Raw genomic sequence first — 15,339 nt, 5'->3', positions numbered from 1 at the left:
AGATGTTTTTCATAACGACGAGCGAAAGCAAAGCATAACGTTTGGTTGAGCAGTAAGCCGGAATTCTTTTGAGGACTACGCTGGGCAGTGAGGTAAAGCGTTGCGGAATGACAAGGCCAACCGAGATGTCGCGGTCAGTCGATATCGATAGGTCCTTCACTTCCCCGTAGTCCGTCCAGATCGTTTTTTTGTAAAGGAGTTAGCGTGATCTCAAGCCCACAACTGCCACTGCCGGCAAACGAAACCGAAGTGAGCTTCCGTCCCGGCACCGCCGCTGCCGCAGAGCTTGCCAAAGCGCTGGAACAACGTGAAGTCGTCGATATTCCGACGGTGATCGGTGGTAAGCGCTACTTCTCGAACGACACCGTCGAAGTGCGCGCACCGCACGACACGCAGCGCGTTCTTGCGCGCATTCATCGTCCGACGGAAAGCCAGATCGCCGAAGCGATCAAGAGCTCGGCTTCTGTCGCGAAGGACTGGGCAAGTCTGACGCACGCGAGCCGCGCGACAATCCTTCATCGGGCCGCGGATATCGTGGCGACGCGTTCGCGCATACGGATCAACGCGGCCACTGTGCTGGGGCAAAGCAAGACGATCGATCAGGCGGAGCCTGACAGTGCATGCGAGCTGATCGATTTCCTGCGCTTTAACGCATATAACGCTCAACGCGTGTATGCAGAGCAGCCGATGTCGGTTCCCACGGCCGTCAATCGTGCCGACTGGCGCCCGCTGGAAGGGTTCGTCTACGCCGTGTCGCCTTTCAATTTCACGGCGATCGGCGCGAACCTCACGACGGCCCCGGCGATCATGGGTAATACGGTTTTGTGGAAGCCTTCCGAGAAGTCGGCTCTCGCAAACTGGATCTTCTACGAAGCGCTCGAGGAAGCCGGGCTGCCGCCGGGCGTGATCAATTTCGTCCCTGGCGATGCCGAGCTGACCACGCGCGTGGCTCTGTCTTCGCCGGACCTTGCTGGTATCCACTTTACCGGGTCGTCGGCCGTATTCCAGTCGCTCTGGAAGGGTGTTGCATCGAAAGTCGACAGCTTCCGCACCATTCCGCGGCTCGTGGGGGAGACGGGTGGGAAGGACTTCGTTCTGGCACACCCTTCGGCCAATGCATCGGAAGTCGCCATCGCATTGATCCGCGGCGCGTTCGAGTACCAGGGGCAGAAGTGCAGCGCTGCATCGCGTGCCTATATCCCGCGCAGTCTGTGGACAGCGGTGAGCGAGGAGATGCGTGAGCGTCTCGCGCAGCTCAAAGTAGGGGATGTTGCGCAGTTCGATACCTTCATGGGCGCTGTGATCTCCCAGGCCTCGCACCAGAAGTTGACGCGGGTGCTGGCGGCGGCCAGGGAGGACGCGGGCGTGAAGTTCGTGTCTGGCGGGAAGACGTGGTCGGAGCCCGGATATTTCGTCGAGCCGACGGTGCTGGAAGTGAGCGACCCACATCACGCCCTGATGAAGGAAGAACTCTTCGGACCGGTCCTTTCGGTCTTCGTGTATGACGACGCGAACTGGGAGGAGACGCTGCAACTGATCGATTCGACCAGCCCGTATGCACTGACCGGTTCGATCTTCTGCACCGATCGTTTCGCCCTGCATCGCGCAGAGCAGGTGCTGATCAACGCCGCCGGCAATCTCTATCTCAACGACAAGCCCACGGGGGCCATGATCGGTCAGCAACCGTTCGGCGGCGGCCGCGCCAGCGGCACGAACGACAAGGCAGGTTCCTATCTCAACCTGCTGCGTTGGGCATCCCCGCGCGTGGTCAAGGAAACCTATCTGCCCCCACGCGACTGGCAGTTCGGCGCATAAATCCTGATTCCGGCTTCTCCTGAGGAAACATCATGTCCACCATTGTCTCTTTCAAGAATGTTCAGAAAACGTACGACGGCGAGACGCTTGTCGTCAAGAATCTCAACCTCGAGATCCAGGAGGGCGAGTTCTTGACGATGCTCGGGCCGTCAGGCTCTGGAAAGACAACGTGTCTCATGATGCTTGCGGGCTTCGAGACTGCAACGCATGGCGAAATCCTGCTGCAAGGGAAGCCGATCAACCGTATCCCGCCGGAGCGTCGCAACATCGGCATGGTGTTCCAGAGCTACGCGCTTTTCCCGCACAAGTCCGTTGCCGAGAACCTCGCCTTCCCGCTCAAGGTGCGCAAAGTGCCGAAGGACGAGATCGCACGAAAGGTGAAGCGCGCGCTCAACATGGTGAACATGGAAAAGTTCGCCAACCGCATGCCGGCCCAGCTCTCGGGCGGGCAGCAGCAACGGATTGCCGTAGCGCGGGCGCTTGTGTTCGAACCGGCGCTGGTTCTGATGGATGAGCCGCTTGGTGCGCTCGACAAGCAGCTTCGTGAGCAGATGCAATACGAGATCAAGCAGATTCATGAGCAGAGCGGTTTGACCGTGGTGTACGTGACCCATGACCAGGGCGAAGCGATGACCATGTCAGACCGGATTGCGGTCTTCAACAACGGCATCATCCAGCAGCTCGCGCCACCTCCTGTGCTGTATGAGAACCCCGAGAACGCGTTTGTCGCACGCTTCATTGGCGAAAGCAATGAACTGCTTGGGACGGTCGCGTCCGTGGACAGGGAACGCTGCACCGTCAAGCTGGAAAGTGGACAGAACATCCATGCGCATGCGGGGCCGAGTGTCCGCGGTACCGGCTCCGCCAGCATCTCCCTGCGGCCGGAGCGGGTGACGGTTGGAGATCAGGCAAAGAGCTGCGACAACGTCTTCCAGGGTGGTGTCAAGGATCTCATCTATTACGGCGATCATCTTCGCGTGGTCATGCAGGTATGCGGCAGAAACGACTTCATCGTGAAACTGCCGAATAACGGTGATGCGCGTCAACTGCGGATTGGCGACTCGGTACACGTCGGCTGGATGGCGGAATGCTGCAGCGCGTTGCAGTAACAAACCGGACACCGCGTAGCGGATCTATGCGACGGACGCGGAAACAAAGGAAAAAATTAGTACAACTAGTGGAGACTGAAACCCGAGCCATGTGCCTCGGGGTGACGCAGGCGAGCGAAGTTTAAAACGGACGCCCGTGTCGCATTTCCACCAAAGGCTGCCTTTCTGCAGGAACAGCAGGGCGCCCGACTTTTCCTTGCAAGTTTGCATCGGATGGCGACCGTGCTCGCATCCGGATACGAAAGCCTGGTGTTGAATTGACGAGGAGGACGCGGCGCTAGCCGCTGGACGATGATGATACTTCCCCACGATATGGCCGTGCCCACAGACCAGTCACCGCAAATGACTGTGAAAGAATCCAAAAGTCTCAAGGCAAAGCTGCGCAGCGCAGAACGCACCGAACGCGTGAAAGCTTTCCTGCTGGTAGCGCCGCTGCTGATCTTCCTTCTCGTCACCTTCCTCGTTCCTATCGGCAGCCTGCTGATGAAGAGCTTCAGGGATCCGACGCTTTCTCAGGAGATGCCGCACGCATCCGTGCTGCTTCGAGAGTGGGACCCGAGCGCAGGCAAGCCGCCGGGGGAACAGGTCTATGACGCATTTGCCCACGATCTCCTCGCGGCAAAGGGCAGCGAGGGAGTGAGCCGGATCGCCTCGCGACTGAACTACGATGAAGCCGGAATGCGCAGCCTGCTCATGAAGACGGCTCGACGTCTCGGTGATGACGCAACGGGATCGTGGCATCAGCGTCTCACCGCGATCGACGCTCGCTGGGATGACGTCGCTACGTGGTCAACGCTCAAATATGCTTCGTCGCCGTGGACCTTGGGCTACTACCTGAAGGCATTCGACTTCAAACGCGACAGTCATGGCGCGATCGTGCGCCAGAGCGAAAGCGAGCGGCTCTACGTCGGCGTCTTCATTCGCACCGCGTGGGTGAGCATTGCGGTCAGCGCGCTCTGTCTGCTTTTCGGATACCCGGTTGCGTTCTTCCTCGCCAACATTCCGGCGCGCTACAGCAACCTGTTCATGATCATGGTTCTGTTGCCGTTCTGGACGTCGATCCTGGTTCGGACGACAGCCTGGGTGGTCGTGCTGCAGACCAACGGGGTAATCAATGACGTGCTCAAGCACCTTGGCTTGACAGACCATGGACTACCGCTGATCTACAACCGTTTTGGCGTGCTGGTCGCGATGACGCACATTCTTCTGCCCTACGCGATCCTGTCGCTCTATTCGGTGATGAAGGGTGTCCCGAACATCTACATGAAAGCGTCGCGCTCGCTCGGTGCAGGTCCGATCCGCTCATTCTTCCAGGCGTATTTCCCGCAGACGCTTCCGGGTGTCGGCGCGGCAGGCATGCTGACATTCATTCTCGCCGTCGGCTACTACATTACGCCAGCGATCGTCGGTGGCCCGGATGATCAACTGGCCAGCTACTACATCGCGAACCATGTCAACAACACCTTGAATTGGGGATTGGCGAGCGCGCTGGCGTCCATCCTTCTCGCAGGGGTGCTGCTGATTTATGGCGTATTTGTCCGCATGACCGGCGGAGCCGGCGTCAAGTTGGGGTGATCAAATGTTCAGTTTTCCCGCATATGTAACGATCTGGGGACGGTTGGGACGTTGGGCGCACGTGATCCTGTCGCTGGCGGTGCTGGTGTTTCTGATTTCCCCAATCCTGGTTGTGATGCCGCTGTCATTCAACTCGCAGCCGTACTTCACCTATCCGATGCCAGGGATCAGTCTGCGCTGGTACCAGGACTTCCTCGATAGCCCCGAATGGATGCTGGCGCTCAAAAATACGCTGATCGTGGGCGTTGTCTCAACGCTGCTCGCGACCACTCTCGGCATCATGGCGTCGCTCGGGTTGACGCATCCGCGTCTGAAGGGAAGGGCGCTCATCACCGGCATTCTCGTTTCGCCGATGATCGTGCCGTTGATCATTACGGCCGTGGGCGTCTACTTCGCCTTCAGTCCCTTCGGTCTGGTCAACAGTCTGACGGGTCTGATCCTCGCGCACGCCGCGCTTGGCGTACCGTTTGTCGTGGTCACCGTGACGGCGACGCTGGCAGGCTTTAACGAAACGCTGTCCCGTGCAGGCCGCAGTCTGGGTGCCTCGCCGCTGCGCGTTTTCCTGCAGGTGAAGCTCCCCATCATCGCGCCGGGCGTGATATCAGGCGCGCTCTTCGCGTTCGCGACCTCATTCGACGAGATTGTCGTCGCTCTCTTCCTGACGGGCACCGAGCAACGAACGGTACCCCGGCAGATGTGGGCAGGCATCCGCGAGCAGCTCAGTCCCACCATTCTGGCCGTAGCAAGTGTGCTCGTCGTCATATCGACGCTGTTGCTCATTACTCTGGAGCTTTTGCGGCGCAGAACCGAGCGTCTGCGTGGAACGGCCAACCAGTTCTGATCGGTCAATCGATCAATCAATCAGGAATTCATCAGGTAACCTAATCATGCTGTCGGAAATCCAATCGATGCAAAGCGGCACGGCAGATCTTCAAACGCTGCGTCAGCGCATTCGCGACGCCTCGGCGCTTGCCGAGGACGTAGTCGTGCGTGGGCTGATGGAAGAGGCGCGCATGGATGCGCCGACGCTGGCAAAGGCGCAGGATCTTGCCGCGCGACTCGCTCAAGGCGTGCGTGACGCACGTATCAATGCAGGCGGAGTCGACCTGCTGACCCAGGAGTTCTCGCTCGACAGCCGCGAGGGCATCGCGCTGATGTGTCTCGCCGAGGCAATGCTGCGGATTCCCGACACCGAGACCCGTAACCAGCTTATCCGGGACAAGATTGTCGACGCGGACTGGCGGGCGCATATCGGCAAATCCCCATCGCTGTTTGTCAATGCCACAGCCTGGGGTTTGCTTTTCACCGGGAAGCTTCTGAAACAACCGGACGAGAACGCGCTCGCGGAGGCGCTGTCGCGCGTCGTGCGCAAGGGTGGGGAGGCGGTCGTGCGCGCTGGCGTCGCGTACGCGATGCGAATGCTTGGCAAGCAGTTCGTCACCGGCCAGACGATTGAAGAGGCGATCGGCGTGGCCAAGGGACGAGAGTCGGGCGGATACCGATACACCTACGACATGCTGGGCGAAGCGGCGCTCACGAACGAAGATGCACAGGCGTATTTCGAGTCCTACCGGCATGCAATCGAAGCGATCGGCAAGGATGCGAAGGGTCAGGGGCCGATCGACGGGCCTGGCGTTTCGGTCAAGATCTCGGGCCTGCATCCACGATATGAGCTGGCGCAACGGGACAGGGTACTGGACGAGATGTATCCGCGACTGCTGCAACTCGCGCAGACGGCGAAGGAGTACGGCATCGGCTTCCACCTTGACCAGGAGGAGTCGGCGCGATTCGACCTGACGCTGGAGATGCTGGAGCGCCTGTGCGCCGAGCCAAGCCTGAAGGGCTGGAATGGAATCGGCATTTCCCTGCAGGCGTACCAGAAGCGCGGCAGGGCCGTGGCGGACTGGATTATCGCTCTCGCTCGCGCCAACGGGCGACGGATCAACATCCGTCTGGTCAAGGGCGCCTACTGGGACACTGAAATCAAGCTCGCACAGGATGCCGGCGCGGTTGGCTACCCGGTATTCACGCGAAAGGTGCATTCGGACGTTAGCTACATCGCCTGCGCGAAAGTTCTGCTCAATGCGCCGGATGCCATCTTCCCGCAGTTTGCTTCGCATAACGCATTCACGGTTGCGGCAGTGCATACGCTTGCCGGAGACAAAGATTATGAATTCCAGTGTCTGCATGGCATGGGCGAGACCGTATACGACCAGGTAGTCGGCACCGCCAAACTGAACCGTCCGTGCCGCATCTACGCGCCGGTCGGGCCGCATGCGACCCTGCTTGCGTACCTTGTCCGTCGCCTGCTGGAGAATGGTGCGAACTCGTCATTCGTCAACCAGATCGTCGATCCGGCGGTCAGCATTTCTGACATCGTTGAAGATCCGGTCGCAAAGGCAGCACGAACGGGCGGTAAGTCACATGCCGGCATCGCAGCGCCGCGCGACCTGCTGCCGGGCCGGGTCAACGCGGTGGCGCTGAGTTTCGGCGGCGCGCCGGAATTCGAGCGAACAGTGGTGCAGATCCGGCAGAACCGGGTGAACGCGCATTCATTGATCGCGGGAGCGACAGACGCGAAGTTCGAATCGACTGCTGTGATCTATAGCGCGGGCAATCTCGCCGAGGCTATCGGAAGTTTTGCCAGCTGCAAGATGAGCAGTGTGGCGGCAGCTTTGGATGCTGCAGGTCACGCCGCTTCCAGCTGGGGCGGCAGGACCGTGGCCAATCGCGCCGAAGTTCTGGAACGGGTCGCTAGCGAGCTGGAAGACAACGCGTCGAGACTTGGGGCACTGTTATCGCTCGAAAATGGAGCAACTCTTTCGGAGGCTGTGGAGGAGGTCCGCACTGCTGTCAACCTGTGCCGGTTGTACGCGTTCCAGTTGACGACGGACAGGGCGCTGTCAAACGTGCAGCCGCTAGGGACCGTCATTAGTGTTACGCCTTCGGCGTGTCCGCTGAGTTCTTTCGTCGGGCAAGTATCGGCTGCACTCGCGGCGGGCAACGCGGTTATCGCAAAGCCGTCGTCGGACGCTTCGCTGATTGCGTTCGAAGCTACCCGAATCTTCCACGGCGCGGGCGTGCCTCAAGACGTGCTTCAGCTCGTATTGGGCGATGGCGCGACGGTGGGCAAGGCGCTGGTGTCCGATCAACGCGTGGGCGCAGTTCTTTTTGCCGGATCTCGTGAGGTGGCCCGTGCTATTGCTGTGCAACTCGCAGCTGCCGCGCGCCCGGTAAAATTCATTGCCACCTACGGGTCCATCAATTCGATGATCGTCGATAGTTCGGCTCTGCCCGAGCAGGTCATCTCAGACGCTATTGTCTCCGCGTTCCAATCGGCGGGGCAGGGGGCATCGTCGCTACGCGTTCTGTGCCTGCAGGACTCAACGGCAGACAAGGTGCTGCGCATGCTCAACGGCATGCTCAGCGAGCGCATCACGGGCGATCCCCTGAGCGGTGCGACCGACGTCGGGCCGGTGACAACCCGCAAGGCGCGCGATCGCGCCGAGACGTACCTCGAGCAGCTGAAGCGTCGCGGCTTCCGGATTACCCGGGGCAAGCTGGACGCCGGCTGCGGCAATGGAAACTTCGTTGCGCCTACGATCGCGGATATGGGCGATGTCGGATCGCTTACCGCGATCGACCCTTCGGTGACTGGCCCGATCCTGCATGTCGTGCGGTACGAAACAGGCAATATGGAAGCCCTTATCAGGGCGTTGAACGCGTTGGGCAGTGGTGTCCAGGGGTTGCACACCCGCATCAACGAGACAGCAGGCAATCTCCTTTCGTTGTCCGGGGCGAGCAGTATCTGCGTCAACCGGGCGATGCATGGCGCCTTCCCTGGTATGCAACCGGCGGGCGGTAATGGTGCATCCGGTACGGGATGCATGGTCGCTGGTCCGTTGACGCTGATCAGCCTCACCCGTTCCCCAGCCAACAGGTACGAGGCGGACATGGGACCGTTCGCCCCGTCGCGGACGGCGGTGAGTGACAAGTATTTCGAGTTTCCGGAAGCTTCTGCGCAGGGTCGCTTTATCGCGCGGATGAGCGCGCAGGCTCAGGCACGAACCAACTACAGGCAACGCGTTGAAGCGATCGCGAATACGCCGGCCGCCCGACGGCTCGATGCCGACGCACAGGCGCGACTTGGCCGGTACAACGCGCAACTCCTTCGACTCGCGCAGAGCTTCCGGCCTTTGAGCCTTCCAGCATTGACAGGCGAGGAGAACACCGTCGAGCTTCTGCCTCGCGGGCAGGCATTCTGTGCCGCGGACTCCATTGAGTCGCTGCTGGTCCAGGCAACGGCGGCCTGTGCGTTCGGCAATGCAGTGTTGCTACTGAAGTCGTCGGTTGCCGATGAGATTGCAGCTGCTCTCGGTACCGGTTGCCATGTGATTGACTCGGCGGATGCGGCTCGGGTGCTCGATGGCGAGTTGCCCGGCGTTCGCCCGGATGTGGTCCTTGCGACATCTGACCAGCGAGGCGTGGGCAATCTGCGTCGCATGGCGGCACAGCGGATGATCGGCATGGCAGTCGCCCACGACGACGGCACCTACGACTGGACGCAACTGGTTCGAGAGCGCGTCACAACTATCAATGCGAGCGCTGCGGGCGGCAACACGCAGTTGATGATAATGAGCGAGGACGTGGTCTAGGTAGCAATGCGGGTGCGGTTGCGAGCCGGCACGTCAGATGCCCGGACGATCGCGGCGGGATTGCTTATAGGAGATTCTGCTGTGCAAGAAGCGATGTTCACTTTCCATCAAGGGGAGATTCCGCTGCTGGTTTCCATTCCGCATTTGGGCACAGAGATTCCGGCGGAGATTGCGCAGGATATGACAGACGCCGCTCATGCTGTAGCCGACACGGACTGGCATCTCGACCGTCTTTACAGCTTTGCGAAATCTGCCGGCGCTTCGATACTCGGCGCTCGCTATTCCCGCTATGTCATAGACCTCAACAGACCGCCAGGTGGTGAAAGCCTGTATCCGGGGCAAACCACGACGGGACTGTGCCCGACGGAAACATTCCGCGGTGAACCACTGTACCTCGATGACAAGGCTCCGACGCAGGAGCAGGTGCAAATGCGTCTGGAAAAATACTGGCGGCCGTACCATGAAAAGCTGCGCGCTGAACTGGACAGGATGAAGCAGCAGTTCGGGCAAGTGCTGCTGTGGGAAGCGCATTCGATTGCGAGTGTTTTGCCGCGACTGTTTGAGGGCAAGCTTCCTGACCTCAACATTGGCACGAACGCCGGGGCCAGTTGTGACGCAAGTATCCTCGATGCAATTTCAGCCGAACTGGTCAAAGGCCAGCCGTTCACATGGGTCGCGAATGGCCGGTTCAAGGGTGGCTTTATCACCCGGGCATTCGGTCAGCCGTCCAACGGTATCCACGCAGTACAGCTCGAGATGTGTCAGTCGAGCTATATGGACGAAGCTGCTCCGTTCGGTTATCGGCAGGATCTTGCTGAACGGATCCAACCGGTGGTCGACTGCATGATTTCCGCGGCCGTCGACGCGACACTGAAGCTGCGCGCCGGAACTTCCTGAGCGCAAGCAACCAGAACGTACGCCAGTCGCGGTTGAAGGCGTGGACCCGCTGGCCATCTCACTGGCTATCTATAACGGACAGCTCTAGCTCCAGGTTTCCCCCGCACAATACGTTGGACTCCTGCTCAAAAAAAAGCCGGCACCGCGTACATCATGCGGTGCCGGCCAGTTACCCAAGGAGATGGGGAAATCGTGCGGCGTCGAGGTTATAGTGACTGCGTGATCTGCGGAATGGCTTCAAACAGATCAGCCACGAGGCCGTAATCCGCAACACCGAAAATCGGTGCTTCAGCGTCTTTGTTGATGGCGACGATGATCTTCGAGTCCTTCATGCCCGCCAGATGCTGGATGGCGCCAGAAATGCCGACGGCCATGTAGAGTTCCGGCGCCACGATCTTCCCGGTCTGACCGACCTGCAGATCGTTGGCGGCATAGCCGGAATCCACTGCAGCGCGCGAAGCGCCGATCGCGGCACCCAGCTTTTCAGCGAGCGGGTTGAGGATGGCGAAGTTTTCGGCACTGCCGAGACCCCGTCCGCCCGATACCACGACGCGGGCAGCCGTCAGATCTGGACGGTCGCTTTTCGCGATCTCGCGGCGAACAAATTTTGAAAGGCCGGTGTCGGCCGCCGCCGCCACTTCAGTAATACTGGCGCTTCCGCCTTGCGCCGCCGCAGCGTCGAACGCGGTGGTGCGGATCGTCGCGATCTTCACGGGATCGTTCGTCTGCACGGTCGCGATGGCGTTACCCGCATAGATGGGCCGCTGGAAAGTGTCGGGCGCGTCGATGGCGATCACATCCGAAATCTGCGACGCGTCGAGCTTTGCAGCGACGCGCGGAGCAATGTTTTTGCCGGCTGCGGTCGCGGGAAAGAACAGGTGCGTATAGTCGCTGGCCAGTCCGATGATCTGGGCAGCGACATTCTCGGCCAGTCCGTCGGCGAGATGAGGCGCGTCGATCAAGATGACCTTCTCGACGCCCGCAATCCGGCTTGCGACTTCTGCTGCGGGACGGGCATTGCTACCGGCAACCAGCAGGTGCACGCCGCCGCCGATCTTCTGTGCTGCAGAAACCGTGTGCAGCGTCGAGCTCTTTACCTGAGCGTTGTCGTGTTCTGCAATAACAAGCGTCGTCATTTAAATCACCTTTGCTTCAGATTTGAGTTTCTGGAGTAGCGTTGCAACGTCGGGGACGATCACACCTGCTTTGCGCGCCGCAGGCTCGACCACCTTGAGCGTCTTGAGGCGAGGGGACGGGTCCACACCCAGGTCAGCAGGCTTCAGGACGTCGATAGGCTTCTTCTTCGCCTTCATGATGTTGGGCAGCGTCACATACCGCGGCTCGTTCAGACGCAGGTCGGTAGTGACGATTGCCGGAAGACGGATGGTAATCACTTCAAGCCCGCCATCCACTTCGCGCGTAATGGTTCCCGACCCGGTTGCCGACCCGGTTGCCGACCCGTCGCCGATTTCGATGTCGCTCGCAAAGGTTGCCTGCGGCCAGTCGAGCAGCGCCGCGAGTAGCTGACCGGTCTGGCCGGCGTCGTCGTCGATCGCCTGTTTGCCGAGGATGACGAGCTGCGGCTGTTCCCGGTCGATGACGGCTTTGAGCAGCTTGGCTACCGCGAGAGGCTGCAGTTCGGCATCGGTCTCAACGAGGACACCACGGTCCGCACCGATAGCCAGCGCGGTGCGCAGCGTCTCCTGACTTTGCGGCACGCCGCACGACACGGCGACCACCTCGCTAGCCTTTCCGGCTTCCTTCAGCCGGGTAGCCGCTTCGGTGGCAATCTCGTCGAACGGATTCATCGACATTTTCACGTTGCCGATATCGACACCGCTTTGATCTGCCTTGACGCGTACCTTCACGTTGTAGTCAACCACGCGCTTTACTGCAGTCAGTACTTTCATTTCATGTTCCTCAAGTTCAGACGGTCGCCGGCTCTATGATCACCAGCTGTGGGACGGGCCCAAAGCCGCCATCTTTTCCGCCGACCCGGTCGGGACTGATCCGAACCGGATGTTCCAGATTTTTAAAGACCGCGAACTGGTCTGCGTTGATCCGTTGCTGTGCTGTCTCTGGCGAATCGGTGAGATGACATGCACGACCCGCGGCCAGCACGATAGCCGAGGCACCCGCGGGTACGGTCACCGGACCTGTGAGGATCCGCACGGTCGGCCGGTAGATGTGCCTTCTGCACATGACGTTGAGCGCGGTCACCGGCCCGTCTGTCAACGAAGCATCCCACGCCATCGCGCCGTCATATTCGGCGACCGTGAACGGCGTGAGACGCGTTGTCAGATCGCCCGCGCGGAGCACGACTCCATTGCCCCCGAGAATGACGGACAGCCGCGTCATGCCTTCGAAGGTCGAATACGGACCGTCGCGTTCGACCGCTGCAATGCTCACGCGCCAGTCAGTACCATGCGCGGCCAGCGTTCTCGTTACGCCCTTACCGTTGCGCCATTTCTCGGAAGGTATCGAGGCGATATCGCGCACTTGCATCGGGGACATCGACTGGTCCTCAGGAAACGGCGCCCAGACCATACTTGCCCGTCAAAAGCTCGCCCGTTGCAAAGCGTTCGATCGAGTACGGCTTGAGCGAAACATCCGTCGGCATGCCCAACGCCTCCTGCGCGAGCACGCGGCCCACCGTCGGCGACAGCTTGAAGCCGTGACCCGAGAAGCCGTAGCCCACCACGAGGCCTTCGATTCCCGGCAGCTTGCCGAGAACGGGATTCCAGTCGGGCGTGACGTCATAGACACCCGTCCACGAAGACGCAATGCCTGCCGTTTCATATTCGGGGAAGCGTTCGGCGACCTGGGCGCCGACTTCGACGATGTAGTCCATCGGAATGTCGCCCTGTTCGGTGTCCGTCGTATTCAGCTTTTCGCCGACGACGCCTTCGCTGACCAGCATCTGGCTGCCGCCATAGCTGCGGTAGTAGAGCATGCCGGGCGATGCCAGATCCTTGAAGACGGGCATGTTGAACGTATACTTTGCCGCTTCGCACTCGAGCGCGAGCACGGCATGGCGTTCCGGCATGACCGGAAGGTTTCGACCCGTCCAGCCCGCAAGCTCAGGAGTCCAGATGTTCTGGGTGCTGATCACGGTGGACGTGCTGAAGTCGCCAATGCTCGTGGATACGCCAACGACCTTGCCGTTCTCAAACAGGATCTGGTTGACGTTGACGTTTTCCTTGATCGTTACCCCGCCACGGCGTGCGGCGCGCGCAAAGCTCGTTGCGACGAGGTATGCATCCGCGAAGCCAGCTTCCGGCTCGTAGCCGATAAGGGCTGCATCGTCGAACCGGGCGATTGGCATCAAGTCTCTCGCTTGTTGCTGGTCCAGCAATTCGAGCGGAATGCCCTGCGCTTTCTGCTGGTTCAGCGAGGCGCGCAGGGGCTCGATCTTGTCGCCCTCGCTGGCTACGATCATGTATCCGCACTTCACCAGACCACATGACGCTTCTTCGTCGCCCAGGTAGGACGAGAAGTTGTTGAAGACTTCCCACGACTTTCTCGCCAGTTCCACGTTTTCCTTGACGGAGTAGTGGGTACGCAGGATGCCGGACGACTGGGAGGTCGTGCCGCCGCCGATCAATCCGCGATCCAGTACCAGAACGTTCTTCGCTCCGAGCCTGGCAAGCTGGAAAGCCACAGAGCTGCCGATAACGCCGGCACCAATCACAACCACATCGAAATTGTTCACGGTTTGCATCCTTCATTGAGCAAGCTATGAGGCAAGTTTGCGACCAGAAATAATTTCGTGCGGCAATATAAGCAAGTTCTATTTTTAGTTTAAGTATCGCGATAATAGGTCCAATGGAGCCCTGCGACGCGAGCGCCTCCAACCAGTTGCGCAAGACTGTAGAACCCGGCGTTGCATGCCGCGACGGCCTGATGCAGCTCCGGATCTATTCCAACGCAAAATCCTGAATGCTTCGACTTTCCGGGGTGTCCAGATTAGCGGTGTGGAAGAACTCAAAAACCGACGGGGCGGCTTCTGGGAATGTTCGCTGGAGAGTCGGTGTTATGGTGTCCCGAGCGATCGCAACGGATTCGCACGAGATAGTTTCCGCCAGGCTCGACCACTCGGAGCGCCGGGTAAGAACGAAAATGTCACGATGACCGAGCCGGGTGTTGAGCAATGGAATGACCGTTGTGCTCCTGAGGAGGGCGCGATACTGATAGAGGCATAACGGAGTGCTTATCGCGCAGCCGAAACCGGAATCAACGAGGCTCAGGATTGCTTCGGTGCTATCGATCTCATATCGCTTCGGCGCGAACAGACCTATCTGGTGCATGAAGCGCTCGATTTGCGCGCCCATTCGCGCGCCGGCACTGTAGCGCAGAAGCGGTAGTTCGCGCAGTATCTGTTCGAGTTGAGGACGCTCTGCGAATTTCTTCGGGGCAACTGCAACGAACTGCTCGGATAGCAGAGGGCGTACTTCGATCTTTTCAGTGTCCGCTGGCGCGTCGCTGCATATTGCCAGTTCCAGGTCGCCATCAGCCAGCCTGGCACTGAGCGTGTGAGTCGAGCCGGACGAAATCGTCAGATCGCTGACTTGTGGGCCCAACCGCTGAACGAGGCGTGGTCCGAAGATCGCAGCGAACGATTCGAGGCAGCCAATTCTCAGGCCTGCCGCTTGACTGCTGGTAGCTGACCGGACCTGCAGTGCGACCGCGTGCGCGTGTTCAAGAAGTCCCGTGGCACTCGCGAACAAGATCTTGCCGGCAGCGTTTGGCCTGACTGGCCGACACTCCCTGTCAAAAAGCGCGACCCCTTGTTCCCGCTCCAGGGATGCGATCAGTTGACTGACTGCGCTTTGCGTGACACCCAGGACCTTTGCGGCCTCAGTCATGGATTTCGTTTCACAGACTGCCACGAATGCCTGAAGTGCCCGGAGGTCCACTCTAACGGTCGCAGTTCGCATATTCACCTCCATCTTGGGTGAATGATGCCGCGAGACTGACCGCGTCGAGCCAATTCAAACGATGCTTGAAACTAGCATAAGCGACCGTTATGTCCGCCGCCTGGCAAATCGTTCGTTCTACGATCCGGCACGGTTGATCGTTGACATGCGATCAAACCTGGTGCGGGCGATGTCCCTACCGGCATGTCCTCTTCCCTATGCTGACAAAAGTATTTTTGAATATGAACGCGCAAAGTTTGGTCGAGCAATTTGGTCCCAGGGACGCTATGGAATACGACGTGATGATCGTCGGCGGCGGCCCGGCCGGCCTGTCCGCGGCGATCCGCCTGAAGCAGCTGGCGGCCGGCAAAG

11 protein-coding genes are annotated in these 15,339 nt (G+C 59.9%); 6 read left to right on the top strand and 5 right to left on the bottom strand.

The genetic code is table 11. The features are described from left to right. Positions 1-204: 204 nt before the first annotated feature. From pruA to hutG, 6 genes are all read left to right on the top strand, one after another. Positions 205-1,815, top strand: a complete 1,611-nt coding sequence (gene pruA, locus BN2475_RS18975; protein ID WP_094781045.1) for an L-glutamate gamma-semialdehyde dehydrogenase — start codon at positions 205-207, stop codon at positions 1,813-1,815. A gap of 32 nt (positions 1,816-1,847) precedes the next feature. Next, on the top strand, positions 1,848-2,924 hold the full coding sequence (locus tag BN2475_RS18970; RefSeq protein ID WP_094781044.1) for an ABC transporter ATP-binding protein: 1,077 nt from the start codon (positions 1,848-1,850) through the stop codon (positions 2,922-2,924). 312 nt (positions 2,925-3,236) lie between these two features. Then, complete coding sequence (locus BN2475_RS18965; RefSeq protein ID WP_094781043.1) at positions 3,237-4,499, top strand: ABC transporter permease; 1,263 nt, start codon at positions 3,237-3,239, stop codon at positions 4,497-4,499. Positions 4,500-4,503: 4 nt separating this feature from the next. Continuing rightward, positions 4,504-5,340: an ABC transporter permease gene (locus BN2475_RS18960; RefSeq protein ID WP_094781042.1), complete on the top strand. Its 837-nt coding sequence runs from the start codon at positions 4,504-4,506 to the stop codon at positions 5,338-5,340. Positions 5,341-5,386: 46 nt separating this feature from the next. After that, positions 5,387-9,154 carry a bifunctional proline dehydrogenase/L-glutamate gamma-semialdehyde dehydrogenase PutA gene (gene putA / locus BN2475_RS18955; RefSeq protein WP_245841400.1) on the top strand — a complete coding sequence of 1,256 codons (3,768 nt, stop codon included), beginning with the start codon at positions 5,387-5,389 and terminating at the stop codon, positions 9,152-9,154. 81 nt (positions 9,155-9,235) lie between these two features. Next, entirely contained in the window at positions 9,236-10,051 is an 816-nt protein-coding gene (gene hutG, locus BN2475_RS18950) for an N-formylglutamate deformylase (protein ID WP_094781041.1), read from the top strand. Between the two features lie 206 nt (positions 10,052-10,257). Here the strand turns inward: hutG and BN2475_RS18945 are convergent, their stop codons facing one another. From BN2475_RS18945 to BN2475_RS18925, 5 genes are all read right to left on the bottom strand, one after another. Beyond that, entirely contained in the window at positions 10,258-11,187 is a 930-nt protein-coding gene (locus tag BN2475_RS18945; protein WP_094781040.1) for an electron transfer flavoprotein subunit alpha/FixB family protein, read from the bottom strand. After that, positions 11,188-11,961, bottom strand: a complete 774-nt coding sequence (locus tag BN2475_RS18940; protein WP_094781039.1) for an electron transfer flavoprotein subunit beta/FixA family protein — start codon at positions 11,959-11,961, stop codon at positions 11,188-11,190. Between the two features lie 16 nt (positions 11,962-11,977). Further along, positions 11,978-12,556 carry a HutD/Ves family protein gene (locus BN2475_RS18935; protein ID WP_094781123.1) on the bottom strand — a complete coding sequence of 193 codons (579 nt, stop codon included), beginning with the start codon at positions 12,554-12,556 and terminating at the stop codon, positions 11,978-11,980. Positions 12,557-12,575: 19 nt separating this feature from the next. Continuing rightward, positions 12,576-13,763, bottom strand: a complete 1,188-nt coding sequence (locus BN2475_RS18930) for an NAD(P)/FAD-dependent oxidoreductase (protein WP_094781122.1) — start codon at positions 13,761-13,763, stop codon at positions 12,576-12,578. 205 nt (positions 13,764-13,968) lie between these two features. Continuing rightward, positions 13,969-14,988, bottom strand: a complete 1,020-nt coding sequence (locus BN2475_RS18925) for a LysR family transcriptional regulator (protein WP_159444576.1) — start codon at positions 14,986-14,988, stop codon at positions 13,969-13,971. Between the last annotated feature and the right edge of the window lie 351 nt (positions 14,989-15,339).

Source organism: Paraburkholderia ribeironis (genome assembly GCF_900019265.1).
GTDB classification, from domain to species: Bacteria; Pseudomonadota; Gammaproteobacteria; order Burkholderiales; family Burkholderiaceae; genus Paraburkholderia; species Paraburkholderia ribeironis.
Note: the sequence above shows the minus strand (reverse complement) of the source record. Positions and strands in the feature narration are given on the sequence as shown.

Coding starts and splice junctions, on each gene's coding strand:
- BN2475_RS18925 (WP_159444576.1), bottom strand. CDS start 14,988: ATGCGAACTGCGACCGTTAGAGTGGACCTCCGGGCACTTCAGGCATTC.
- BN2475_RS18945 (WP_094781040.1), bottom strand. CDS start 11,187: ATGACGACGCTTGTTATTGCAGAACACGACAACGCTCAGGTAAAGAGC.
- putA (WP_245841400.1), top strand. CDS start 5,387: ATGCTGTCGGAAATCCAATCGATGCAAAGCGGCACGGCAGATCTTCAA.
- BN2475_RS18965 (WP_094781043.1), top strand. CDS start 3,237: ATGGCCGTGCCCACAGACCAGTCACCGCAAATGACTGTGAAAGAATCC.
- BN2475_RS18940 (WP_094781039.1), bottom strand. CDS start 11,961: ATGAAAGTACTGACTGCAGTAAAGCGCGTGGTTGACTACAACGTGAAG.
- BN2475_RS18960 (WP_094781042.1), top strand. CDS start 4,504: ATGTTCAGTTTTCCCGCATATGTAACGATCTGGGGACGGTTGGGACGT.
- BN2475_RS18935 (WP_094781123.1), bottom strand. CDS start 12,556: ATGCAAGTGCGCGATATCGCCTCGATACCTTCCGAGAAATGGCGCAAC.
- BN2475_RS18970 (WP_094781044.1), top strand. CDS start 1,848: ATGTCCACCATTGTCTCTTTCAAGAATGTTCAGAAAACGTACGACGGC.